Here is a 24,943-nt window from a genome sequence, read left to right as displayed (position 1 = left end):
ATCCGCCGATTTCGCCGTTTCCGCCGAATCCCAGGGGTTCACCGGCTCCGAGAGTCCGGCCTGCCCTGGCGATCGGGATGATCGGGGTGAACGGGATGGTCAGGATGAACGGGCGGCATGGCCTGTCTGAACTGGTTGTCAGGCCCGGACGGATTGTCGGGCCCGTGGGGCTGGGCAGGTTCGGGCCACGGGTACCCCCCGCTGCCGATCCCGTATCCGACCCGGTAATCCGGTGAACGTGTGCCCGCGTGAACCGGGCATGATCTGGCCAGGCCGGGTCTAGCCGAGCACCTTCTTGACAACGGCCAGCAACTGCTCCGGCTGAAACGGCTTGACGATCCACCCCGTGGCCCCGGCGGCCTTGCCTTCCTGCTTGCGCGTGGCCTGCGATTCGGTGGTCAGCATGACGACGGGAATGAACTTGTACGCAGGGGTCGCGCGAATCTGCCTGATCAGTTCTATGCCGTCCATGTTGGGCATGTTCAGGTCGGTGATCACCATCTTGATGGGGCCGGAGAGCTTGCTTACCGCATCCTTGCCGTCCTTGGCCTCGATGACTTCGTACCCGGCGTTGCGCAGGGTGAAGCCGACCATCTGCCGGATGCTCGCCGAATCGTCCACCGTCATGATGAGCTTGCTCATGAAATCCCTCGTGCTCGAATGTTCGGAGTTGGCGGTTCAGCGCCGGACGCCCAGACGGCGGCGTCCCCTGGCCGGTTCCGGCCTGCAAGGCCGGTCAGGCATGTCGGGCTGCCCGGCGGGCATCGCGGAGGGTGCCGCGACGCCGCATATTCAGAAAAGTTCCACGTTGTCGCCGTAGCCGTCCCCGCTCCCGTTTGCGGGTGTGGCATCGGCCGCACGGGTACCGCCCAGCACGCGGCCATGCAGCACCCGCTCCTGCTCCATGGTATAACGGTCACGCATGGCGGCAAGCCGATGCGAGGCCGCCGCCCGCGCGGAAGCGGGCAACCGTTCCCGCAGCGAGTCCGCCATCTCGCCCACGTCGCCGGCGGCACCGGAAAGCCCGGCCACCACCTGCGCGTCGAAGTCCAGCCCCTTTACCGCGTGGTCCACCCGGGCGGCCAGATCCGCGCAGGCCTGGCCCACCCTGGCGAACAGGCGGGCGGCCTCGCCGTTCACCTCGCGCAGGCCGTGGGTAAGCCCTTCCAGCTCGCCGGAAATCTCGGACACCCGCGAGGAATCGAGATAGGCGGTGGCGTAGGTCTTGAGCTGCCCGGCCACGCCGTCCACCTCGCGCAGGAGGGTGGACAGGGCCGTGGTACTTTCACCCGCGTCCTGCGACAGCCGCTGGATGGACGAGGCCAGCACCCCCAGGGCCTTGCCCTTTTCGCCGGTATGGGCGGCTCGGATGCTGGCATTGAGCGCAATGAGCTCTATCTCGTCACCAACGTCTTCTATGTCTTCAAGGAAAACGCTCATCTGCGCAACCATTTCGGCAACCTCGACCATGACGTGGCCCATGCGCTCGCCCTGCTCGGCCAGCGAGAGCATGCGCGTGGCTATCTCCGTCACACTGAGCTCCATGTGGTCGAGCACGGCAGTGCCGCCGCAGCCTTCGCCCAGGCACGATTCGTCCGAAAAACCGCCGGTGCGCTGCCCAACGCCACGCACGCTGGCGGCAATGGCCGTCAGTTCACGCCGCAAGATGGAAACGGCATCGGAAAAACTGCCCTTGGCGTTTTCCAACTGGGCCTGTTGCAGGGCGCAGATGTCTGCTGCCACGGCCAGTTCCACGGCCAGGGCTTCATCGGCAACGGAGTCCTCAGGGGAATTGGCGGGTGAGCCGCCGGGGGAAACATCCAGCCCGGCGCGAGCGTCGGCCAGGGCTTCCTCCACGTGTTCCACCTGCTGGCGGACGATGTCGTGAAATTGCAGCGAACCGATGATGCGGCCCATTGACGCGGAGATGTCCGCCGTGTGGCCGCGCACGTCTTCCGAAGCCTTGCGGCTGTCTTCGGACACATTGTGCAGGGTGTCCATGTTGTCACGGATGGAGCCGAACACGGAATAGGTGCATTCACGCTGCATCTCGTGCATCTCGCGGGTGCTGGCCTCCGCCTTTTCGGCCAGGGCGTCCAGCGTCTTCGCCTGTTGCATGATGCGGTCGGAATATTCGACGATCTTGTAGCCCAGCTTTTCCACATCGTCGGCAAGGGTGCTGAAGCCGCGCCCGTCGGAGCCAAGGCGTGCACTTTCAATGCGCGTGGAAATGCCCAGCATTTGCAGCGTGCGCACCACGCGGGCATAGTCGCGAATGGATTTGGAAAGTTCGTTTACCAACTCGCGGGCGCGAGCCAGCATGGCGAGGTCCGCTGCATCATCGTCCACATGGCAGAGGGTCTGCATGGCATCCAGTTCCGCCACCAGCTCTTCCAGAATGTGGCGCACTGTGTCGCCAGAGGCGATGTGGTTCAGCTTCTGGCTGTCCGCGGCGATGTCCTGCACCCGCATGGCCACGTCCTGCAATTCTGTGCCAAGGGCGAGAAAGTCCTCTTCGCGCCGCTGCACCAGCAGGGCAAGCCCGCTGCCGACACGCCCAAGCCGCTCCCGCATTTCGCGCGCCAGCGCCGTGTATTCCTGCATCTGCGTCCCGTCTCCAGTGGTTCTGCATCACCGCCATGCTACGCTGCGGCGGCATCATGCTTGCCGCGCCACAGTGCCTGGTCATGCCCAGCCATACGGCCTGTCCGTGCGCCGCCGTGTCCGGCTCGGCCACCCCGCCGCCCCCAGACGGTCGAATTCCGCCGTGCCCCGCGCCGGGTGCCAGACGCCCTGTCCGCGCACACCGGCAAGAGCATCGGCAAACTTACGATACCGCACCACCCATCGTGTTTAAAGTATAAAATAGGGGCGCCCCCGCAAGGAAACGCCCCGTTTCCGCAAATGGACATTGCACGGTCAGTCCAGAAAGCGGATTTCCGCCCGTGCCACATGCTCACCCTGGGGCGTCAGCTTGACGTCCACCTTGCGCTTCATGAAATCGGCAGCACCAAGAATGATCCCCTCGAAGTATTCGAACAGCGCACGGGAAGAGCGATAGGTCATCACGAGAGTGTTACCCCTATCCTCATACGTGAACGCTGGTGGATTGATGCCGGGGTAGTCCTTGGTGAGCTGCTTGTGCAGTGCATCCATGCCCAGGTACAGTTCCTTCAAATCGTTGGTCTTGAAGTAGCGGCGGTACATCCGGTAGAAACCGTCCATGGTGTAACGCCCCAGCTTGCGGAACACTTCCTTGGTCGAATCGCCCGAGATGCGCGAAAGCTCATGGGCCATCTGCTTCAGCACCTGGTCCGGATAGTTGGCGGTGGCCAGAAACACCGGATTGCCCATGGCCTCCAGCATCTTGGTCACCACATCGCGTCCGTAGTTGCCCACGGCGAATTCCTGCATCAGCTTGGGCAGCACCCCGCGCATCTGCCCCTGCGACTTCCACAGCTTGGTGGCATCCACCTTGGCCTCGCTGAAGCGCACGGCCAGGGTCAGCAGTTCCTGCGAAAGTCCGGCCAGGTCCCGCGTTGCCGCCGAAGCCTGCACCGCCCCCGTTTCCGATTCACCAGCCACGGTGGCGATGGCCTCCACCGCGCCGCTAACCTCCTCTGCCGATGCGGACTGCTGCTCTGCCGCCGTGGCGATCTGGGCCACCCGCTCCACCATGTCCTGTATGCGCACGGTAATGCGGCTGATGGCCTGGCCCGCCTCATTGGAAAGGCGCGTGCTTTCCGTCACCTGTCCGCCGGTCACCTGCATGGACTGCATGGCGTCGTGCGAACGTTGCTGGATGGTGTGCACGGCCTGCTCCACTTCCTTGGTGGCGGACATGGTCTTTTCGGCCAGCTTGCGCACCTCGTCGGCCACCACGGCAAAACCGCGCCCGGCGTCACCGGCGCGGGCCGCCTCGATGGCGGCATTCAACGCCAGAAGGTTGGTCTGGTCGGCGATGTCGTTGATGACCCCGATGATGCGGCCGATCTCGCCAGCCTGCCCGTCCAGCTGATTCAGTTCCGACGCCAGCCGTTCGGCCGACTCGGCCACGGCATTGATGCCCTCCACGGCACGCTGCACCAGCGCCGCGCCCGCCGAGGCATCATCCCGGGCGCCCTGTGCGGCATCGGATGTGGCCGATGCGTTGCGGGCCACCTCGAACACGGTATTGCGCATCTGCTCCATGGCGGTGGCCACCGAGGCTGACTGTTCCTTCTGGCGCACCGCCCCCCGCGCCTGCTCGTCGGACGAGGCGGAAAGCTCTTCGGATGCCGAGGCCACCCGCTGGGCCAGCCCGTTGATGTCGGCCCCCGTAACCAGCAGTTCCTGCTGACGCAGTTCCAGGGCGGAACACTCGCGGCGGGAATCGCTGTGATCGAACAGGGCCACCACCGCGCCGGTCAAGTCGCCATCAGCATCGACCAGAGCTTCGGAAAGCACCTGCAAAGACAGGGACATCCCGGACGGGGTGACCAGTTCGACGTCGCGGTGCATGGACATGGTGGGAAGCACGGGCATGAAATCCAGCGCACCCTTGGTCGTACCGTTGCCGCCCCCACCGCCCGCAAGGGCTTCTGCCGGAGTACGCCCGATCATCCGTTCCATCGGCAGGCCCGCCAGGGTGACCACGCCCTTGCTGGCCCTGGCGATGCGGCCCGAGGTATCGAGCAGCAGCACCGGGGCGGTCATGACGTCGAAGGCCGTGTGCAACTGGGTGGTATCGGCCTCCAGCCGGGCGGCAGCCTCCAGGGCCGGGTGGGGGGCCATGCCCCGCGCGCGCAGGTCGTCCCGCACCCGCACCGGACCTTGCGCGGCCAGGTCGGCCCGCAGCCGTTCGTGCTCGGATGCGTCGGCTCGCAGCTCGATCGCCACGGCCCCGGCGGTGAGCGCAAGGCCGCAGCACAGGGCGATGATGGCCCATGTCAGGCCGCCCGGCAGCGCAAGGCCAGCGGCAAGAAGACTCAACACGGTACCGAATGCGACGAAACGATAGGGAAGCAGCGGGCGTGGGGTTTCCATGGCAATCTCCGGTGGCGCGATGGTGTTGGGCCGGGCAGCAGAGTCGAATGTACCGTGTTACCCGGCGCAAGCAAGCAGGATTGCCAGATTATCATACGGAGGCCCAAGGTCGCCCCGCCAGTGGCTCTCAACGACAGGACAACAGGCCGGAACGAAACCGAAACCGGACCGAGCGGACGAACGACAGCACCGTGGCGTGAAACGCGCGGTACTACCACGCATCACCTATCGACGAAAATGTCGAAACACAGGGGGGAAGCAGCAATAACGGCGCCATAACGGAAACGCCGTGGCAGCCTGCGGCGGCGATGCTGGGGGAATGCAGCGTGGAGAGGCCGGGCCGGAATGCACGGGCCGGACAGGAGAAGGGGAGAAAACGGGAAAACGGCGATACCTGCCACTGCCGGGGCTAGGCCCCGTCTTCGCCCCCTGCCGGGTCGTCGCTGTCGCCGAAAGCGGCAGTTCCGTCCCCCGGACCATGCCCTGCGCGGGCGCGCGGGAACCGGTCATCCGCGATATCCGGCGGCGATGCGGGCGAAGAAGCCTGCGGACCCGATTGCGCCGGGCGCCGGGCGCGCCGGAACAGCGCATCCTGCAAGGCCGCCACCGTGGGCACACCGTGCGCGGCGTCGTCGGCGGGGTGCAGGATGGGGGTGTAGCCAAGCCTGCGGGCCTGGTCGCGGCGGATGGAATGGGCCGCCACCGGGCGTACCTGGCCGTTGAGATCGACCTCGCCCCAGAACACCGCCCGTTCGGGCAGGGGCAGGTCGTAGAATGACGACAAAACGGCAGCCACCAGCCCCAGGTCCATGCCGGGGTCCTGCAACTTCATGCCGCCGCCGATCTTGGCGTAGATGTCCACCTGCCCGAAGTTGAGACGCAAACGCTTTTCCAGCACCGCCAGCAGCAGGTGCAGGCGGTTGACGTCGAACCCCAGCCCCGTGCGGCGCGGAATGGCCAGATAGCTGCGGGTGACCAGGGCCTGCACCTCCACGGCCAGGGGGCGCTGCCCGTCCACGGCCATGACCAGCGCGGTGCCGGACAGCGCCGGGTCGCGCGCGCCGAGGAAGAAGGTGGAAGGGTCTTCCACCACCTCCATGCCCTGCTCGACCATGCGGAAGACCAGCAGTTCCTGATTGGGGCCGAAGCGGTTCTTGAGCACCCGCAACAACCGGAACATCTGCCGCCGGTCACCCTCGATGGAAATGACGGTGTCCACCAGATGCTCCAGCAGGCGCGGTCCGGCCAGCGCGCCGTCCTTGGTCACGTGGCCCACCAGCAGCACGGTGGTGCCGCTGCGCTTGCAGGCCTCCACGATTTCCGTGGATACGGCGCGCACTTGGCTGACGTTGCCGGGCAGTCCCTCTGCCCTGTCGGAGCTGACGGTCTGCACGGAATCGACGATGAGCAGCGCGGGGGCGTCGGAACCTTCAAGGTGGGGCAGGACATCGTCCAGGCGGGTGGTGGCCACGGCCATCAGGTCGTCATGCAGCACGCCAAGGCGGGCGGCGCGGGCCTTCAACTGGGGCAGCGATTCCTCGCCCGAAAGGTACAGCACGCCGCGCCCGGCGGCGGCCACGGCCCCGGCCACCTGCAACAGCAGCGTGGATTTGCCGATGCCCGGCTCGCCCCCCACAAGAATGGCCGCGCCCGGCACAAGGCCCTTGCCCAGCACACGGTCCAGCGCATCCAGCCCGCTGCCGAAGGGCTCGGCACCGTGGTCGTCAACATCCTTCAGCGGCTGCGCCCTGCCCTGCGGCCCGGCGGCGGACGCGCCGGGGCGCCTGCCAGCCTTGCCCTCTCGCGGGGCCACGGTCAGTTCAAGGGTGTTCCACTCCTTGCAGGCGGGGCACTGGCCGCGCCATTGCGGCGCGCGCGCCCCGCAGGCGGTGCAGACGTAGGTTTCGCGCAGCTTCACGGGCGCACGCTACTTGCTGTCCGGCGGGGTGCGCGCCTCCACCACCTTGACGCCGAATTCGGCCACGGAAGCGGGCGGGTTGTAGAACACCACCATGAACGGCACTTCGCCGCCGGGGGGCACGTTGGTGTTGTTGGTGAGGATCTCGATCTTGTTGTTGAGGGCCGTTTCCAGTTCCTGTTCGCCCAGCACCTGCAGCTGGAACAACGACACGGTCACGCCGCACAACTGCTGCTTGGTGACCACGGCGGTGCCCGCCGCGTCGTACAGCGAGGCCTCGATCTTGACCAGTTCGCGCGGGGAGGAAAAGTTGTTCACCACCTTGCCCTCGATCACCGCGACCTGCCCCACCTTCTCGTTGTTCACGTAGTACTGGCGGTAATTGCGCAAGGCGATGTTCTTGATCTGCTCCGTGCCATTGACCACGGGCGGCGGTGTTTCCGCCGCCTTTTCTCCGGGCCACATGCCGGTGAAGCGCAGGGTGACCCCCACGGCCACGCACAGCAGCACGGCCACGAACCCGGCAATGACCGGCCAGCCGTACTTCCTGGGGGGCACGGCTGGCGGTGCGTCGTCCAGGTTGTAGCCCTTCATGGAGCTGATGATATCACTGACGTCGGGGCCCTCGTCGGCACGGTCGCGCTTGCGCGCATCGGCCTGCACCTTCGCGCGCACGGCGGCATCAAGGTCCGCCTCCGGGGTGGACGCCACGTGGAAGGGGCCGTGGTCCAGCTCCGCGCCGTTGTCCGACGCGGTACCGGAAGCGGCACCGGACCTGCCGACGGCGTCATCGGCTCCGCCCATCCCAAGCCCGCCCATGACGGCGTCGAAGTCGGGCGCTCCCTCGGATGGCGGCGTGGCCGATTCGATGGGAAAGACGGACTTGCACAGGGTGCATTTCAGCTTCGCACCGGGGCGGGCGCGATCGTCGGGCAGATTGTACTTGGTCGAGCAGCTGGGGCAGATGACGATCATCGGGCACCTCGGACGTGGGGTCTCGGCAAATGGCCGGGGCGCGACGACAGGTTGGCGGCGTGGCCCACCCTACGCACCCTCGGGTTCGATGACGGCTTCGTAAATGCCGGGAAGTTCGCGATACCGTTCGGCATAGTCGAGGCCATACCCTACAATGAAGCCACCGGGCAACGCAAACCCCGCGAAGTCAACGCGCACGGGCACGGCGCGGCGCTCCTGCTTGTCCACCAGCGCGGCCAGGCGCAGGCTTTTGGCACCGCGCGCCGCAAGCTGGCGGAACAGGAAGTCCACGGTGTGGCCGGTATCCACAATGTCTTCCACCAGCAGCACGTGCTTGCCCTGCAAGGGCACTTCCACGTCCTTGGTGAAGCTGACGGTGCCGCAGGTGGCGGTGGACGATCCGTAGCTGGCCACGCGCACGAAGTCGAGTTCCGGCCGCATGTCCAGGTGCCGCACCAGGTCGGCGAAGAACATGAACGCCCCCTTCAGCACGCAGACCACCACCAGTTCCTCGCCCGCGTACAGCCGGTTGATTTCCTGGCCCATCTCGGCCACGCGCGCGGCAATGGCCTGCGCGTCATACACCACCTTCAAGTCCTTGATCTTCATTGTCGTCCGGCCTCCGGGCCCGTGTATCGTGGGGGGGGGCCGGGCGGCCTGCGCATTGCGCGGCGTGCCCGGCCTGCGGGATCGTGCTGTGCTGCGGCAAACGGCGGCAGCTGGCGCAGACTGCATCGCGCGCCAGAGAGCGGCTCGCGACGCGTCCTTTCCGCTACATTTCCAGCAGTACCGCCGTCTCGTCACAGTCGGGGAACTTGGGACAGTGGATGCAGTCCGCCCAGATCTTCTGGGGCAGCACGTCCTTTTCCACCACCCGGAACCCCATCCTCAGAAAGAATTCCACCTGGTAGGTCAGCGCGAACACCCGGAAAATGCCCAGGGTCACGGCATCGCTCAGGCAGGCATCCACCAGCTTGCGGCCCCAGCCCTTGCCGCGCAGGTCGTCGGCCACCACCAGCGAACGCACCTCGGCGATGTCGTCCCAGGCGATGGACAGGGCGCAGCAGCCCACCAGGGGACCGCCGTCGTCAGGGTCGATGACCAGAAAATCGCGCAGGTGGCTGTACAGCTGGTTCAGCGAACGCGGCAGCAGCAGCCCCTGGCCGGAGGTGTGCATGAGCAGGCCGTGGATGGCCTTGACGTCCTGCACGCGGGCCTTGCGGATGTATGGCTGGCCCATCTAGTTGCCTCCCAGCAGGGTATCAACGAACTTGCCCAGCTCATCGGCCTCGACGAGGCCGACGTGGTTGGCCACCAGCTTGCCCTGCCGGTCGTAGACCAGCAGTTGCGGGATGGAGGACACGTTGAAGAACCGCTGCAACTCCTCCTTGCCCTTCCACACCGGATAGTTGAACGGCGTACGGGACATGAAGGCCGCGAGCTGCTTGGGATTCTCGTCCAGCGAGATGCCGTACAGGGCCACCTTGTCTTCGGAATAGCGGGCACGCACGTTGATCAGGCCGGGAATTTCCTCCAGGCACGGCGGGCACCACGAGGCAAAGAAATTGACAATGACCACCTTGCCCTTGGCGGCGGTGACGCGGCGCAGCAATTCGCCGGAGCCCATTTCTTCCACCACCGGGGCGGCCACAGCCACGCCGGACAGGGCGGCGAGCAGGACGGCAAGCAGCAAGGGAAGAAGGATGAGCGATGTCAGGCGTTTCATCTAAAAGCCTCCGATGGGATAAAGCCACGGCGCCCGGAATGCCACGGGCGGTTGCCCAGGGCTGAGTGCCCATGGCTGTTCCGGGGGTCCGCCACGGGGGCGGAGCGCATTCTTACCGCCGAACGCGCGCCGGGGCAACCGGCGCGCGCCGGACAATGGCGGGTACGATCGCGCGGAAAACAAGGGGGAACGCGGACGCCGCAAGGCGCTCCGCCAGGCAAAAAGACACGCGTGAGCCGCCCCTTACTGGACGGTCAGCAGTTCCTTGGCCACCCGCACGGCCTCCACGGCATCGGCGGAATAGCCGTCCGCGCCGATGGCCTCGGCATAGGCGGGGGTAACCACCGCGCCGCCCACCATGACCTTGACCGGCAGGCCGCGTTCGCGCAACAGGCGCACGGTGTCTTCCATGCGCACCATGGTGGTGGTCATCAGGGCCGAAAGCCCGATCACTCGCGCGCCGTGGCGCTCCGCAGCCTCCACGATGTCGGCGGCCTTCACGTCCTTGCCCAGGTCCACCACGTCGAAGCCGTGGTTGCCCAGCATCAGGGTGACGATGTTCTTGCCGATGTCGTGGATGTCGCCTTCCACCGTGGCCATGATGATCACCGGGCGCGTTTCGTGCCCCCGCTGGGCTTCAAGCAATGGTTGAAGTTTGCGAAAGGCGTGCTGCATGGTCTCTGCCGAGCGGATGAGCTGGGGCAGGAAGTATTCGCGCCGCTCGTAGCGGCGGCCCACCTCGGTGATGCCGGGAATCAGCTTTTCCTGCACCAGCGTGAACGGGTCGGCCCCTTCGGCCAGGGCACGCTCCACCAGGGCCAGCGCGCCGTCGCGGTCGCCCCGGATGACGGCTTCTTCCAGCGTGGCGGCCTTGGCCTTCACGCCGCCTGCGCTCCCGCCGGTGCCGCCCGCAGCGCCACTGGGTGCCGCGCCGGTGGCGTCACCGCCCGGCGTCCAGCCGGAATAGCCCTCGATGAACGCCTCGGCGTTGGCGTCCAGCCCCAGCAGCACGCTGGAGGCGGCCACCGCCTCGCGGATGCGCGCGTTGCCGGGGTGGGCGATGCACGAGGAAAGCCCCGCGCCCGCCGCCATGGCCAGAAAGGTGGAGTTCAGCAGTTCGCGCGCGGGCAGGCCGAACGAGATGTTGGACAGCCCGATGGTGGTGGGCAGCCCCTGCGCCGCGCACCAGCGGATGGTGTCCAGACAGTGGCGCGCGGCCTCTGCCTTGGACGACACGGCCAGCGCCAGCACGTCCACCATGATCAGGCGGCGCGGAATGCGCAGGCCGTCGGCCTGGGCCAGCAGTTCCTCGATGATGGCGATGCGCTCGGCCGCCGTCACCGGCAGCTTGCGCCCCTTGAGCGGCAGCAGGATGAACGGCGCGCCGTGGTCGCGGCACAGCGGGCCCAGATGCTCCATGCGGCCGGGTTCGCCGCTGATGGAGTTGACCAGCGGCGAGCCGGGATGGAACGGCAGGGCTGCGGCAATGGCGTCGGCGTTGGACGAATCCAGCGACAGCGGCAGCGAATGACGGGCCACCAGGCGTTCCACCAGCGCGGGCAGCAGCGCCGCCTCGTCCACCATGGGCGCGCCCACGTTCACGTCCAGCAGCGGTGCACCCGCCTCCACCTGCTCGTCGGCAAAGCGCAGGGCCTGTGCGAATTCGCCCGCTTGCAGTTCCGCCGTCAGCAGCTTCTTGCCGGTGGGGTTGATGCGCTCGCCAATGATACGGATGGGGCTGCCCGCCCCGACATGCACGGCCTGGGCGCGGGTGGTCAGGACGATGCCGTCGCGCCGGGCCGGATCGGGAACAAGACCGCCGGAAAGGTTGTCCAGCGCGCCGCGCAGGGCGGCTATGTGGTCGGGCGTGGTGCCGCAGCAGCCGCCCAGCAGGCGCGCACCGGCAGCGGCAAAACGCGCGGTGTGCCTGGCGAAGTCGTCCGGCCCCAGGCGGAACAGGGTCTTGCCGTCCACCAGTTCCGGCAGCCCCGCGTTGGGTTCCACCAGCACCGGCACTTCGGCAAGGGCCAGCAGTTCGTCCACCACCTCGACCATCTGCTCCGGTCCGGCGCTGCAATTGGTGCCCACGAGATCCACGCCCATGTTGAGCATGGACTGCACGAACACCTCGGGCCGCGTGCCGGTAAGGCTGACGCCGCCCTCGAAGGTCATGGAAACGCCCACGGGCAGGTCGCATTCGGCGCGCACGGCCAGCACGATGGCCCGTGCCTCGGCCAGGTCGAACTGGGTTTCGGCCAGGATCAGGTCCACCCCGCCCTGCACCAGCCCCCGGATCTGGGCGCGGAAGGCCGCCACAAGTTCTGCGGGGTCCAGGTCGCCCAGCGGGCGCATGAAATGGCCGGACGGCCCCACGCTGCCCGCCACGAAGGCCTCGCGGCCACTGGCAAGCACGGCCTCGCGGGCGGCGCGGGCCATGGCGCGGTTGAACTCCACAACGTCGGGCGCGCCGGGGCCGGTGCCCAGCTTGTAGACGCAGCCGCCGAAGGAGTTGGTGGTCAGCACGTCGGCCCCGGCGCGCAGGTAGTCGGCATGGATGCACACCAGCACGTCAGGCCGGGCCAGGCAGAACAGCTCAGGGCTTACGCCGGGTGGCAGCCCACGCGACTGGAGCATGGTACCCATGCCGCCATCGAAGACCAGCCGACGACCGGAGCGAAGCGCTTGACGAAAATCTGGCACAGCCTGTACTCCTGAAACTTGGCTCGCAGGCGTCCGGACGGGCGATCAGGTGATCGGGCAACCGTGAACCGCGAGTGTTCCGAAAACGTGTCCGACCGGCGCGTACCGCCGCACGGGAAGGCCTGTGTACCGGAAAGCCTTGTAAAGGACAAACAAAAATCATACCATCCATGCCCGTACGGCCCCGTCACGCGCATTGGGATCCCGCTACACGACGCACGAACCAGCGCGGCCCGCGCCGCGCCTTGACCGGATACCATGACCGATATCGTGAAAACGCCGCGCCGCGCCGCGCGCACGCGCGGCGCCAAGGCAGCCGGGCCCGCAGGGGCATCCGGTGCCATGCCTCATGCCCCTGAAACGTCTGGGGCACCCGAAGCGCCCGTAACGCCTGAAGTGGTGCTGGACGCCGAGGTGCTTCTCGACCCACAGCCGGAAGTTGCCTCCAAGCCCCGCGCAAGGGCGGCGTCCGGCAAATCCGCACCTGCCCGCCCCGGCAAATCCGCCAAGGACAGCTCGGCTGCAGGCACCCCCGCGCGCAGCCGTCGTGCCGCCCCCTCCCCCACTGGTGACGCTGACGCCCCGGCCTCCGCCACCGTGGTCGGAGAAGACCCGGACGAAGCGGATGACGCCGACGATAGCGCCGACGACGAACTGGACATCGACTTCGACGGCCCCGTCGACGACGCCATCGACGTGGATATGCTGCACGGCGACGACGAGTCGCCCCGCGCCCGCCAAGGAGCCCATGACGCAGCGGGGGCGCACGATGACGGCGAAGGCCGCAACCGCTCCCTGCCTGTACTGCGTCCGGCCATGCCCGGCGCCTCCACGCGCGACTCCCTGCACCTGTACCTGCGCGAAATCAGCCGCTTTCCGCTGCTGAAGCCGGACGAGGAATTCGACCTTGCCCGCCGCGTGCAGGAACAGGGCGACAGCGACGCCGCCTTCCGGCTGGTCACTTCGCACCTGCGCCTGGTGGTCAAGATCGCCATGGACTTCCAGCGGCGCTGGATGCAGAATGTGCTGGATCTGATTCAGGAAGGCAATGTGGGCCTGATGCGCGCGGTCAACAAGTTCGACCCTGAAAAGGGCATCAAGTTCTCGTATTACGCCGCGTTCTGGATCAAGGCCTATATCCTCAAGTTCATCATGGACAACTGGAGGATGGTCAAGATCGGCACCACGCAGGCCCAGCGCAAGCTGTTCTACAACCTCAACAAGGAACGCCAGCGCCTGATCGCCCAGGGGTACGACCCCGACGCCGCCACCCTCTCGGAAAAGCTCAACGTGACCGTGGAACAGGTCATAGAGATGGAGCAGCGGCTCGATTCGTCGGACATGTCCCTGGACATCACCGTGGGCGAGGATTCCGGCGGGGCCACCCGCATGGACTTCCTGCCTGCCCTTGGCCCCGGTATCGAAGAAACGCTGGCCAACAGCCAAATCGCGCGCATGGTGCAGGACAGGGTGCAGACCATCCTGCCGAAGCTGTCGGACAAGGAGGCGTACATCCTCCAGCACCGCCTGCTTACGGAACAGCCCGTCACCCTGCGCGAGATCGGCGAGAAGTACGACATCACCCGGGAACGCGTCCGGCAGATAGAGGCACGCCTGCTGCAAAAGCTGCGCGACCATCTGTTCAAGGAAATACGCGACTTCTCCTCGGACTGGATATCACAGTAGCCGCCCGGCCCGGTCAGGCCGTTGCACGAGCCCTCCATGCCATCCATTCATCGCATCGCCCCCGTCCGCAACGCCGCAGGCACGCTGGCGGCCATCCGGGCACCGCGCCGCCCGGCATTTTTCCAGGTGGCCGCCCAGACGTCCGCCACGACGCGTGGGCGGTCACGCATCGGGTCGCTTTCCCGCGCCGCCACGCTGTTGGCGGTGGTCTGTCTGGCATCCGTCGTTTCCGGCTGCGCAACCCGCCAGGCCGCCCCGGAGCAGCCCGCCGCGCCCGTTGAATGGCGGCTGTCGCCGGATGCGGCCACCACCTACTATTACCTGCTGCTGGAGCAGGCGGGGCGCAGCGGCAACATGCGCGACGCGCTGACCGCCATCGAGCAGTTGGTGGCCCTCGACCCGTCGCCCAGGGTGTTCATCGACGGCGGCTCGTTCCTGCTTTCGCGCAAGGAAGCAACCCTGGCCCGCCAGGTATTGCAGGAAGGCGTGACGCGCTACCCCGACGACCTGGACATCACCCTGCTGCTGGTGGAAACCTACCTGGAGGAAAACCGCACCAGCGATGCGCTGTACACCCTGCGCAGCTTCGTCAACGTCCATGGCGAGGACGAACAGGCCCGCCAGGAACTGGCCCTGCTGCTGGTGAAAACCCGCAATTTCGCCGAGGCGGACAAGCTGCTGTCCGGCATTGCAGAGCGCAACCGCACCCCGGTGCTGCGCTACTACCACGCCCGCGCCCTGGTGGGGCTGAACCGCCATTCCGAGGCGCTGGGCCAGTTGCGCAAGGCGGTGAAGGCCGCGCCCGACTTCCTGGAAGCCTGGGCGGAACTGGCCTTCATCTACGAACTGCGCAAGGACTACGTAGAAGCCGAGCGCACCTACGAGCAGATCATCACCCTGGACGAAAGCAACCAGGACGTGTGGCTGCGGCTCATCGCCATCAGCCTGAAGCTGAACAACCCGGCCAAGGCCTACGAAATGGCCCGCCAGGGGCCGGAAACCTTCGGGTTTCTGCTCACGGCGGCCACCCTGTTTCTGGAAGAAAAGTTCTACGAACAGGCCGACGCCCTGCTTACCGTGGTCAAGGATACCCCCGGCGCGCCGGAAGAAGTGTATTTCTACTTGGCCGTACTGTCCTTCGAGGGCAAGCGCGACCCGGCCGGGGCCATCCACTGGCTGGCGGAGATCACCCCGTCCAACAAGTACCACGACCGGGCACTGCGCCTTAAAAGCCAGCTGCTGTATGAATCCGGCGACCTCACGGGGGCGCTGGCCACGCTGAAGGAAGGGCAGAAGCTCTACCCCGGCCAGAAGGAATTCTGGCAGATGGAAGCCCAGCTGTACCTGAACAGCGACAAGCCGGAAGCAGCCCTGGCCGTCATGGAAGAGGCGCGCAGGTTCTGGCCAGAGGACGCGGAAATCGCCTTCATGCGCGGCATCATCCTGGACGAGCGCGGCCAGAAGGCCGAGGCGTTCACCATGATGGAGCAGGTCATCGCCGACCACCCGCGCCATGCCCAGGCCCTGAACTACGTGGGCTACACCCTGGCGGAGCAGGGCCGCGACCTGGACCGGGCGCTGGAACTGATCACCCGTGCCCTTGAAGAAGCGCCCGACAGTACCTACATCCTCGATTCGCTGGCCTGGACACACTATCGCCGGGGCGAACTGAACGAGGCATGGCAGGCCATTGGCCGCGCCGTGGAACTGGGCGCCAGCGACCCCACCATATGGGAACATTACGGCGACATCGCCGCCGCCCTCGGCAAGAAGGCAGAGGCGCGCAAGGGCTATCGCAAGGCCCTGGAAATGTCGCCCGCCAACGCGGCGGACGTTACCGCCAAGCTCAAGAATCTGTGATGCATCCATCCTTCCGGCTTTTCATCGCGTCCATGGGATATGGGGCGACTTCGGCGTCCGGGGCAGCCGGGACAACCGGTGTGACCGGGGTGACCGGGGTGACCAACGCAATCGGGGCGCACGGCACTGCCGTGCGTCGTTGCGTGTGGTCCCAACTGGCCGTGACCCTGCCTGTCTTCATCCTGCTTGCCATGGCCGCACTGCTTCCGGGCTGTGCCCCTCGCGTGGCCCCCGGCGTGCCCGCCCCCGCCGACCAGGCGGACGCCGCCTGGCATGCCTACCGCAGTTGGGCGCAGACCAACGATGCGGATGCCGGTCCCTTCCGGGTCAACGCCAGCCTGCGCTACAAGACCGGCGAACACGACGGCAACCGCGTGGTGGCCCTGCTGTGGTCCAACGGCGACGTGCCGCTGCGCCTGGACATCATGGCCGGCATCGGGGCCACCGTGGCCCGCATCCGCGAGGACGACACCACCTTTCTCGCCTATGCCCCCAACGAAAACCGCGCCTACTACCATAGCGGCGGGCTGAACCAGGGCGGGCGCGCCCTGCTTTCGTTCGGCGTGCCGGTGCCCTTTTCCGTGCCGGATCTGGCCAACCTGCTGAACGGCCGGTTCGCCAGGGTCTTCGACGATGCCCGCACGGACGCACGGCTTGTGGCCGACGGGGGAATCGCCTACACTCTGACGCGCGGCAGGGTTGGCGGAATGCTTGAACTTTCCCCCGAAGGACTGCCCCGCCACTGGACCGATACCGCCCCCGGCGCGAAGCAGGCCGGGTGGGACATGCGCATCGACTATGACGAGGCCGTGCCCCCCCTGCCCCGCAAGATCACCATCACCCACGCCAAGGGATATTCGGCCATTCTGCTGGTGAAGGAACGGGAACGGCCACAGGCCTTCACCGGCGAGCAACTGGGGCTTGAACTGCCCGAAGGCACAGAGGTTCTGCCGTTGCGCGAAGGCGCGCGGCGCTGATCCTGCCCATTCCGCGCCAGCCCGCGTCACGGCCAGCCGCCAGCATCGTCGACGCACGCAACGTATCCACCCATTCACGTCACGCAGGCACCATAACGCGACGGAGACGCTCATGACCGCGCCCGATACCCAGACCACCTTTTCTCTTTCGGCCGTGCTGTCCAACCTCAAGGTGGGGCTGTGCGTGCTGCGTGGCGAACTGTGCCGCGTGGCCTCGGGCGTGCTGCGCAGTACCGAGGCGCGCCAGTTGCGCCGCCGCATGGACGAGGAGCACGCCGCCCTTGGCCGCCGCGTGGCGGAACTGCTGGAGGCGGGCAACCTGACGACGGACGACGCCCGCGTCCTCGAACTGGCCGGGCGCGCCGCCTTCCTGCGCGACGAACTGGCCCGCCACGCCGCCGGTGCCGATGCGGACCGCGAACGCCATCTGGCACGCATGGCCCGCTGTTGCGGCCCGAATTGCACGGACGGCAGGAACTGACCTGACAGGCACGGATGCGGCAGGCGCCCTCTTTCCGGGTTGGCGCGCGGCGCCATCTTGACAAGCGGCCCCCGGAACAGCACATTCCCTGCGCCGCCAATCCTCGGGGTTTCAGGCTGTCGCCCTCCGGGCTTGCCGTGCCTAGGCCGCCCCACAGCCCTCCGCACGGCCACGGCCCGGCACACTGAGGACACCTCGGCTTTCCGGCACGCACCGCGCCCCGCCACGGGCCAACACCCCATATTTCCGTCAGCACCCAGCGAGGGAACCCCCATGCCCGCATCCGTCATGCCCGCATCCGTCATCATCGGCTCCGACCACGCCGGTCTCGCCCTGAAGCAGGTCATCGTGGCCCACCTCAAGGCCACGGGCCGCCAGGTGGAAGACCTTGGCCCCCAGACCGCCGAAAGCTGCGACTACCCGCTCTACGCCGCCAAGGTGACCGAACGGGTGCTGGCCACCGGCGGCTTCGGCATCCTGGTCTGCGGCACGGGCATCGGCATGTCCATGGCCGCCAACCGTTTTCCGGGCATCCGCGCCGCGCTGTGCACCTGCGAATTCCACGCCCGCGCCACCCGCCAGCACAACGACGCCAACGTGCTGTGCCTTGGGGAACGGGTGACCGGCCCCGGCGTGGCCATGGGCCTTGTGGACGTGTTTCTGGACACCCCCTTCGAGGGTGGCCGCCACCAGCGCCGCATCGACCAGTTCTATGGGCCGGCCTGTACCGGTGGCTGCTAGGGGGTGTTTCTAAATCGTCCTTTCGCCCGTTGGCTTCGTCAAACTTCATCTGCCATATCGGCCGAATACAACAAGAGTATACTCCCTCATGGCAGGCTCGTTTTCCTCGCCAACGAACAAAATTCCTGATTTAGAAACACCCCCTGAGGGAACATCAACCTTGCAGTGGCACGTTCCTCTCTCCGTACCCGGCCCACCTGCTGGGCGCACACACGATGCCATGCTGACGCACCACACCGCACTTCCACGGGAGCATCAATGCAACTGTACAATACCCTGACCCGCAAGAAAGAGCATTTCGAGCCTGCCGTGCCCGGCAAGGTCAACATGTACGTCTGCGGCATCACCGCGTACGACCTGTGCCACATCGGGCACGCCCGCTCTGCCGTGGTGTTCGACGTGCTGGTGCGCTATCTGCGCCACACCGGGCTCGGCGTCACCTTCGCGCGCAACTTCACCGACGTGGATGACAAGATCATCACCCGCGCCAACCAGGAAGGTCTTTCCAGTCAGGAGGTCGCGGAAAAGTACATCGCCACCTTCTACGAGGACATGGACCGCCTGAACGTGCTGCGGGCGGACCTGGAACCCCGGGCCACCACCCATATCGCGGAAATGATCTCGCTGTGCGAGCGGCTCATCGAACAGGACAAGGCCTACGCCACCCCTTCGGGCGACGTGTACTTTCGCGTGCGCGCCTTTCCCGGCTACGGCAAGCTTTCCGGCCGCGATGTGGACGACCTGCGCTCCGGTGCCCGCGTGGCCCCCGGCGAGGAAAAGGAAGACCCGCTCGATTTCGCCCTGTGGAAGGCGGCCAAGCCCGGCGAACCCTTCTGGGAAAGCCCGTGGGGCCAGGGGCGCCCCGGCTGGCACATCGAGTGCTCGGCCATGAGCGAAAAGCACCTGCCCCTGCCCCTGGACATTCACGGCGGCGGGCAGGACCTGGTCTTTCCGCACCACGAGAACGAAATCGCCCAGACGGAAGCGGCCCTTGGCAAGGACTTCGTGCGCTACTGGGTGCACAACGGCTTCGTGCAGGTGAACGCCGAAAAGATGTCCAAGTCGCTCGGCAACTTCCGCACCATCCGCGACATTCTTGAAAACTACCTGCCGGAAACGCTGCGCTACTTCCTGCTGACCAAGCACTACCGCAGCCCCATCGACTTCACCTTCGAGTCCATGGACGAGGCGGAAAAGAACCTCAAGCGCATCTACGAGGCGCTGGGGCTGCTGCACGCCGAACTCACGCGCGAAAAGTGGACCTCCGGCCCCCTGCCCAAGGACGTGACCGAGGAATTCGAAGGGCTGCGCCAGGCCTTCACCGACGCCATGGAAGACGACATGAACACTGCGGCCGCCCTGGGCCACGTGTTCACCATGGTCCGCCTGGCCAACCGCATCCTGGACAACAAGGGCCAGCGCAAGACCGAGGGGGCCCGCGCCTTCTTCCGGGCCGTGCTGAACCAGGCCGCCACGTGGTTTGCCGTGCTGGGCGTGTTTGGCCGCGAACCCGCCGGGTTTCTGGCGGAACTGCGCGCCTGCCGCGTGGCCCGCAAGGGTATCGACCCGACACGGGTCGAGGAACTGTTGCAGGCCCGCATCAACGCCCGCGCCGACAAGGACTTTGCCCGTGCCGACGCCATCCGTGACGAGATCGCCGCCCTCGGCATAGAGGTGCGCGATACGCCTTCCGGCGCGGTGTGGGACGTGCTATAAGCCGCGTCATGGCTTCCCGCATGCCCATTCGCCTTCGCGCTTCTTCCGCGCCCCGTACCGGCTGGCTTCGCGCCCGCCTGCGGGGCGCGCTTGCCCTGTGCCTGTGCGCGCTCATGCTGCTGGGCCAGGCCCTGCCCGCCTTCGCCCCGACAGCCGGGGCCTTTCTGGGCGACTTCACCGTCAAGGACGAGGTGGAACTGGGCAAGAAGTTCAACGTGCTCATCAAGGCGCGCCTGCCGCTGGTGGAAGACCCGGAGGTCAAGGAGTACGTGCGGTCCATCGTCGAACGGCTGAAGGCGGTGGTGCCGCCGCAGCCCTTCGACTTCGAGACCAACGTGCTGCTGCACAACGCCGTCAACGCCTTCGCCAGCCCCGGCGGGTACATCTTCGTGCACACCGGACTGCTGATGGCCATGGAGCACGAAAGCGAGGTGGCGGGCGTGCTGGCACACGAAATGGGCCACGTCACCCAGCGCCACATCGCCAGCCGCATCGAAAAGTCGCAGCGCATCACCCTGCTCAGCCTGGCTGGCGCGCTGGCCGGGGCCTTCATGGGTGGCGGCAGCAGCAAGGGCGCGGCCATGGCCGGGTCGCTGGCGGCCGGGCAGACGGCCATGCTCAATTACAGCCGCATCGACGAAGCGGATGCCGACCAGGTGGGCATGCAGTACCTGGTGGCCGCCGGGTTCCGGCCCGACGGCATGGCCGGGGCCTTCGAAAAGCTGCGCAGGCAGAGCTGGATGACCGGCACCGACGTGCCCACCTATCTCAGTACCCACCCCAACCTTACCGAACGCATCAGCGAAGTGCGCCTGCGCGTGGAGCAGCAGCCCGCCAGCGTGCGCAACCGGCAGGACGACGACGAGCGCTTCCACCGGGTGCAACTGCTGGTGCGCGCCCGCTACGCGGACGCCACCATCGCCCTGCGCACCTTCGAGCAGGCCAAGCCCACCGACTGCATGTCGCAACTGGGGCTGGCCATCCTGTATTCGCGCCTGAACCGGGTGGGCGAGGCCACGGCGGCCTTCGACAGGGCGTTGGCCTGCAACCCCAAGGACCAGCTTGTCTGGCGCGAGGCCGGGCGGTTCCACTACACCAAGGGCGACCGCAACCGCGCGGCGCAGATGCTGCAACGCGCCGTGCTGATGAATTCGCGCGACTACATGGCCCTGTTCTTCTACGCCCGGCTGCTGTTCGATGCCGGGCAGCGCAATGAGGCCTACACCTACTACAAGGAAGTGTTGCGCCACCTGCCCGAGGATTCCGAGGTACACGACTATTACGGTCGCGCCCTTGGCATGGACGGGCAGATATTCAAGGGCTACCTGCACCTTGCCTACAGCGCGCTGTACGCCAACGAGAAGGAAAAGGTCGAGCAGTTGCGCGACAAGGCGCGGGCGGTCATCCGCACGCCGGAGGACCAGACGGAACTGGAGCGCTTCGACACCCGGTATCAGGAGCGCAAGGCGGTCTGGTAGCGCTGTCCGGCTGCGGCGGCATCGCGTGCGCCGTGCCGGAGAAATTTCGTGGCGCAGCGCGCCAGCGACCGGCACCGGCCCATGGCAACGGCGCCCCGGCCGCATCCCGGCATGGTTCACGCAACGCGCACGGCAGTATCCACATGACTTTTCCAGGACGGCCCCCTTTGGACGAACTGTCCCTGACCATCCCCGCCCCCGCTGGTCACGGCCTGCTGGTTGTGTCCACCGGCGACCTTGCCGCCACGGCAACCGACGCGGTGGTCAACGCCGCCAACGCCGCACTGCGCGGGGGCGGCGGCGTGGATGGCGCACTGCACCGCGCCGCCGGGCCGGAGCTGCTGCCCGCCGGGCGGACCATCGTGGCCCGGCGCGGCCCGCTGGCCGCCGGAGAGGCCGTCATCACCCCGGGGTTCAACCTGCCTGCCCGCCACGTGATCCACGCCGTGGGTCCCATCTGGCACGGCGGAAGGCACGGCGAGGCGCAGGCGCTTGCCGCCGCCCACGCCAACAGCCTGCGGCTGGCGGCGGAGCACGGACTGGCCCGGGTGGCCTTTCCGGCCATCAGTTGCGGCAGCTACGGCTATCCACCGGAGCAGGCAGCGCCCATCGCCCTGGCCGAGGCCATACGCGGCCTGCGCGCCGGACTGGTGCGCGAGGTACGCTTTGTCCTGCACGGACAGGCCATGCTGGCGGTGTGGCACACGGCGCTCCAGGCGCTTGCCGGGCAGAGTGCCCGTGATGCGGGCGACGCCCAAACCAGGCCCGACCAGTCCAGACCAGGCCAGACCGGCGCCCTGCCACCGCCTGACATCGCCTGACATCGCCTGACATCGCGCCCCCCAACCTTTGCGAAACCGGCGCGACGACGCCGAAGGGACAACCATATGGAATTGAAGGGTACCACCATCCTTGCCGTGCGCGGCGCGGCAGGCGTGGCCATGGCCGGTGACGGGCAGGTGACCATGGGCCAGAGCGTGGTCATGAAGCACACCGCCCGCAAGGTACGCCGCCTGTACCGCGACCGGGTGCTGGCCGGGTTTGCCGGGGCCACCGCCGACGCGTTCACCCTGTTCGAACGCTTCGAGGCCAAGCTGGAGGAATTCGGCGGCAACCTCACCCGCGCCGCCGTGGAACTGGCCAAGGACTGGCGCAAGGACAAGTACCTGCGCAGGCTGGAGGCCATGCTGCTGGTGGCCGACGCGGAAACCATTCTCATCCTGACCGGCACGGGCGACGTCATCGAACCGGACGACGGCATTGCCGCCATCGGCAGCGGCGGCCCCTATGCTCTGTCCGCAGCCCGCGCCCTGGCCCGGCACACCACGCTGGACGCGGAAACCGTGGTCCGCGAGGCCATGGCCATTGCCGGGGAACTGTGCGTGTTCACCAACGACCACCTGACCGTGGAAACACTGCGCCGCGATGCAGGGGCCGAAGCGTGAGCCACCACGGCACTTCCGCGCCGGACAGCGGCCCCGCCCGGCCCGTGACGCCGGACAGCGGTCAGGTTGCCGCGCCCCGCGCCGTCACCCTGCGCGCCGGGTGCAAGGTCAACCTGTACCTGCGCATCACCGACGTACGGCCCGACGGATACCACGAACTGGACACCCTGTTCCTGCCCCTGCCGGAACCATGCGACCTGCTGCACGTGGCGCCCCGCGCGGATGCGGGCATCGCCTTCACCTGCACCGAGCCTGACGTGGACCCCGCCCGCAACACCGTGGTGACCGCGTACGAACGGTTCGCGGAGGCCACCGGGTTTCGGCCCCGCCTTGCGGTGCACCTGGAAAAGCACATCCCGCACGGGGCGGGGCTGGGCGGCGGCAGTGCCGATGCCGCCATGCTGCTGCGCCACCTTGCGGCGCTGTGCGCGCAGCAGGCCCCCAACGCGGCCCCCACGCCGGAAGCCCTGCGGGACATGGCCGCCGGTGTTGGCGCCGACGTGCCCTTCTTCCTGATGGATGGCCCGGCGCGGGCAACCGGCATCGGCGAGGTGCTCACCCCGCTCGCGCCCGGCGAACTTGCCGCGCTGGGGTTGGCTGGCATGCATCTGGTACTGGCCTGCCCGCCGATACGCGTCTCCACCCCCTGGGCCTACCGGGCCTGGGATGCCGCCAATATCCCCGCACCGGGCAATATCGCCGCTTCCGGCAAACCCTCCGCGCCCGGCTGCCACTCCGGCATTGGACAGAGTGCGAAATCATTGCGCCCTTGCTTGACATCGGAAAGTCTAGAAGATAGAAATCCTCTCTCTCGCGGACCGTGGCTGACCAACAGCTTTGAACCGGTTGTTTTTCAGGCACATGCAACCCTGCGCCGAACCAAGGAATTTCTTCTTCGACGCGGGGCCTGTGCCGCGCTGATGAGCGGGAGCGGCGCCAGCCTGTTCGCCCTGTTCAGACAACACGGCACGGCGCGCGATGTGGCCGAAGCACTTCGCAACGACAACATCGCGGCCTTTTTGCACGCGCTGTGAGATGCGCGCCGCAAGGCGCACGCAGGCCAGCCCCTGCGTCACGTACGAAATTTTCCTCATGCTGGGGTGTCGCCAAGCTGGTAAGGCAACGGGTTTTGGTCCCGTCATCCGAGGGTTCGAGTCCTTCCGCCCCAGCCACTTTTTTCCGATGACGCTTGCCATCGCAACCACAAGCCGGAAGTCGAAACATGCACGGTGATCTGAAGATTCTTACCGGCACGTCGAACCCCGCCCTTGCCAAGGCCATCTGCGACCACCTGGGTTGCCAGCTCACCCCGGCCCTGTGCGAGACGTTCAGCGACGGCGAGATTCGCATCGAGATCGGCGACAACGTGCGCGGCGACGACGTATTCGTCGTGCAGGCCACCTGTTCGCCCGTCAACTACAACCTGATGCAGCTGTGCCTGATGCTGGATGCGCTGAAGCGCGCCAGCGCCGGTCGCGTTACCGCCGTGGTGCCCTACTACGGCTACGCCCGCCAGGACCGCAAGGTCAGCCCCCGCGCGCCCATCAGCGCCAAGCTGGTGGCCGACTTCCTGACCACCGCCGGCACCGACCGCCTGGTCACGGTGGACCTGCACGCGGGCCAGATTCAGGGATTTTTCAACGTGCCGGTGGACAACCTGTACGCACAGCCGGTCATTCTCGAATACCTGCGTCCGTACGCGGGCGACATCGTCATCGTCTCGCCCGACGCGGGCGGCGTGGAGCGCGCCCGCTCGTTCGCCAAGAAGCTGAACGCGGGCCTGGCCATCATCGACAAGCGCCGCGACCGTCCCAACCAGGCCTCGGCCATGCACGTCATCGGCGACGTCAAGGACAAGATCGCCATCGTTGTGGACGACATGATCGACACCGCAGGCACCATGTGCGCGGCGGGCGAGGTGCTGCTGAAGAACGGCGCCAAGGAAGTGATGGCCTGCGCCACCCACGCCGTGCTGTCCGGCCCGGCCATCGAGCGGCTGTGCAATTCCACCTTCTCGCAGGTCATCGTCACCGACACGGTGCCGCTGGGCGACAAGCTGGCCGCGTGCAGCAAGCTGAAGGTACTTTCCGTGGCGGGCCTTCTGGCCAAGGCCATTCATAACATCCACACCGAATCCTCGGTGAGCGTACTTTTCGTATAGCAATTCACATTCCGACGCGGGGCGGGATGCCTACGCGGGAATGAATTTAAGGAG

General features: G+C 66.9%; 20 protein-coding genes and 1 tRNA gene. 12 read left to right on the top strand and 9 right to left on the bottom strand.

Translation table 11 applies throughout. The features are described from left to right. Positions 1 to 279: 279 nt before the first annotated feature. The 9 genes from ABWO17_RS16190 to ABWO17_RS16150 form a co-directional block, all read right to left on the bottom strand. Complete coding sequence (locus ABWO17_RS16190; protein WP_353120354.1) at positions 280 to 642, bottom strand: response regulator; 363 nt, start codon at positions 640 to 642, stop codon at positions 280 to 282. Positions 643 to 792: 150 nt separating this feature from the next. After that, the gene (locus ABWO17_RS16185) at positions 793 to 2,604 is read right to left on the bottom strand and encodes a methyl-accepting chemotaxis protein (RefSeq protein WP_353120352.1); all 1,812 of its coding nucleotides are present in this window, start codon (positions 2,602 to 2,604) and stop codon (positions 793 to 795) included. A gap of 315 nt (positions 2,605 to 2,919) precedes the next feature. Then, complete coding sequence (locus tag ABWO17_RS16180) at positions 2,920 to 5,025, bottom strand: methyl-accepting chemotaxis protein (protein WP_353120350.1); 2,106 nt, start codon at positions 5,023 to 5,025, stop codon at positions 2,920 to 2,922. A gap of 409 nt (positions 5,026 to 5,434) precedes the next feature. Then, a complete protein-coding gene (gene radA / locus ABWO17_RS16175; protein ID WP_353120348.1) occupies positions 5,435 to 6,943 on the bottom strand; it encodes a DNA repair protein RadA in 1,509 nt (502 codons plus the stop codon). A gap of 9 nt (positions 6,944 to 6,952) precedes the next feature. Continuing rightward, positions 6,953 to 7,918 carry a DUF3426 domain-containing protein gene (locus ABWO17_RS16170; RefSeq protein WP_353120346.1) on the bottom strand — a complete coding sequence of 322 codons (966 nt, stop codon included), beginning with the start codon at positions 7,916 to 7,918 and terminating at the stop codon, positions 6,953 to 6,955. Between the two features lie 69 nt (positions 7,919 to 7,987). Continuing rightward, positions 7,988 to 8,527, bottom strand: a complete 540-nt coding sequence (gene hpt, locus ABWO17_RS16165; protein WP_353120344.1) for a hypoxanthine phosphoribosyltransferase — start codon at positions 8,525 to 8,527, stop codon at positions 7,988 to 7,990. A gap of 163 nt (positions 8,528 to 8,690) precedes the next feature. Further along, positions 8,691 to 9,158, bottom strand: a complete 468-nt coding sequence (locus tag ABWO17_RS16160; protein WP_353120343.1) for an N-acetyltransferase — start codon at positions 9,156 to 9,158, stop codon at positions 8,691 to 8,693. After that, positions 9,159 to 9,644, bottom strand: a complete 486-nt coding sequence (locus ABWO17_RS16155; protein WP_353120341.1) for a TlpA family protein disulfide reductase — start codon at positions 9,642 to 9,644, stop codon at positions 9,159 to 9,161. Positions 9,645 to 9,887: 243 nt separating this feature from the next. Further along, positions 9,888 to 12,344 carry a homocysteine S-methyltransferase family protein gene (locus ABWO17_RS16150; protein ID WP_353120339.1) on the bottom strand — a complete coding sequence of 819 codons (2,457 nt, stop codon included), beginning with the start codon at positions 12,342 to 12,344 and terminating at the stop codon, positions 9,888 to 9,890. A 342-nt stretch (positions 12,345 to 12,686) separates the two neighbouring features. Here ABWO17_RS16150 and ABWO17_RS16145 point away from each other — a divergent pair, with 342 nt between their 5' ends. From ABWO17_RS16145 to ABWO17_RS16090, 12 genes are all read left to right on the top strand, one after another. Then, positions 12,687 to 14,030: a sigma-70 family RNA polymerase sigma factor gene (locus ABWO17_RS16145; protein WP_502914925.1), complete on the top strand. Its 1,344-nt coding sequence runs from the start codon at positions 12,687 to 12,689 to the stop codon at positions 14,028 to 14,030. Between the two features lie 36 nt (positions 14,031 to 14,066). Continuing rightward, positions 14,067 to 15,890, top strand: coding sequence for a tetratricopeptide repeat protein (locus tag ABWO17_RS16140; protein WP_353120335.1), 1,824 nt, complete (start codon positions 14,067 to 14,069; stop codon positions 15,888 to 15,890). Between the two features lie 98 nt (positions 15,891 to 15,988). Further along, positions 15,989 to 16,867, top strand: a complete 879-nt coding sequence (locus ABWO17_RS16135) for a hypothetical protein (protein WP_353120334.1) — start codon at positions 15,989 to 15,991, stop codon at positions 16,865 to 16,867. A gap of 112 nt (positions 16,868 to 16,979) precedes the next feature. After that, complete coding sequence (locus tag ABWO17_RS16130; protein WP_353120332.1) at positions 16,980 to 17,348, top strand: hypothetical protein; 369 nt, start codon at positions 16,980 to 16,982, stop codon at positions 17,346 to 17,348. A 288-nt stretch (positions 17,349 to 17,636) separates the two neighbouring features. Further along, positions 17,637 to 18,089, top strand: coding sequence for a ribose 5-phosphate isomerase B (gene rpiB / locus ABWO17_RS16125; protein WP_353120386.1), 453 nt, complete (start codon positions 17,637 to 17,639; stop codon positions 18,087 to 18,089). A 258-nt stretch (positions 18,090 to 18,347) separates the two neighbouring features. Beyond that, positions 18,348 to 19,805, top strand: coding sequence for a cysteine--tRNA ligase (gene cysS, locus ABWO17_RS16120; RefSeq protein ID WP_353120330.1), 1,458 nt, complete (start codon positions 18,348 to 18,350; stop codon positions 19,803 to 19,805). A 20-nt stretch (positions 19,806 to 19,825) separates the two neighbouring features. Beyond that, entirely contained in the window at positions 19,826 to 21,283 is a 1,458-nt protein-coding gene (locus tag ABWO17_RS16115; protein WP_353120328.1) for a M48 family metalloprotease, read from the top strand. Positions 21,284 to 21,426: 143 nt separating this feature from the next. Beyond that, entirely contained in the window at positions 21,427 to 22,104 is a 678-nt protein-coding gene (locus tag ABWO17_RS16110; RefSeq protein ID WP_502914924.1) for a macro domain-containing protein, read from the top strand. A 66-nt stretch (positions 22,105 to 22,170) separates the two neighbouring features. Then, positions 22,171 to 22,728, top strand: a complete 558-nt coding sequence (gene hslV / locus ABWO17_RS16105) for an ATP-dependent protease subunit HslV (RefSeq protein ID WP_353120324.1) — start codon at positions 22,171 to 22,173, stop codon at positions 22,726 to 22,728. 44 nt (positions 22,729 to 22,772) lie between these two features. Next, positions 22,773 to 23,762, top strand: coding sequence for a 4-(cytidine 5'-diphospho)-2-C-methyl-D-erythritol kinase (gene ispE, locus ABWO17_RS16100; protein ID WP_502914926.1), 990 nt, complete (start codon positions 22,773 to 22,775; stop codon positions 23,760 to 23,762). Positions 23,763 to 23,824: 62 nt separating this feature from the next. Continuing rightward, positions 23,825 to 23,900 (top strand) — tRNA-Gln (locus ABWO17_RS16095). A gap of 50 nt (positions 23,901 to 23,950) precedes the next feature. Then, entirely contained in the window at positions 23,951 to 24,889 is a 939-nt protein-coding gene (locus ABWO17_RS16090) for a ribose-phosphate diphosphokinase (RefSeq protein WP_353120322.1), read from the top strand. The last annotated feature ends 54 nt before the right edge of the window (positions 24,890 to 24,943 follow it).

The organism is Nitratidesulfovibrio sp. (genome assembly GCF_040373385.1).
Lineage (GTDB): Bacteria > Desulfobacterota > Desulfovibrionia > Desulfovibrionales > Desulfovibrionaceae > Cupidesulfovibrio.
The sequence above is the reverse complement of the archived record's forward strand: the minus strand, read 5'-3'. Positions and strand labels throughout refer to the sequence as shown.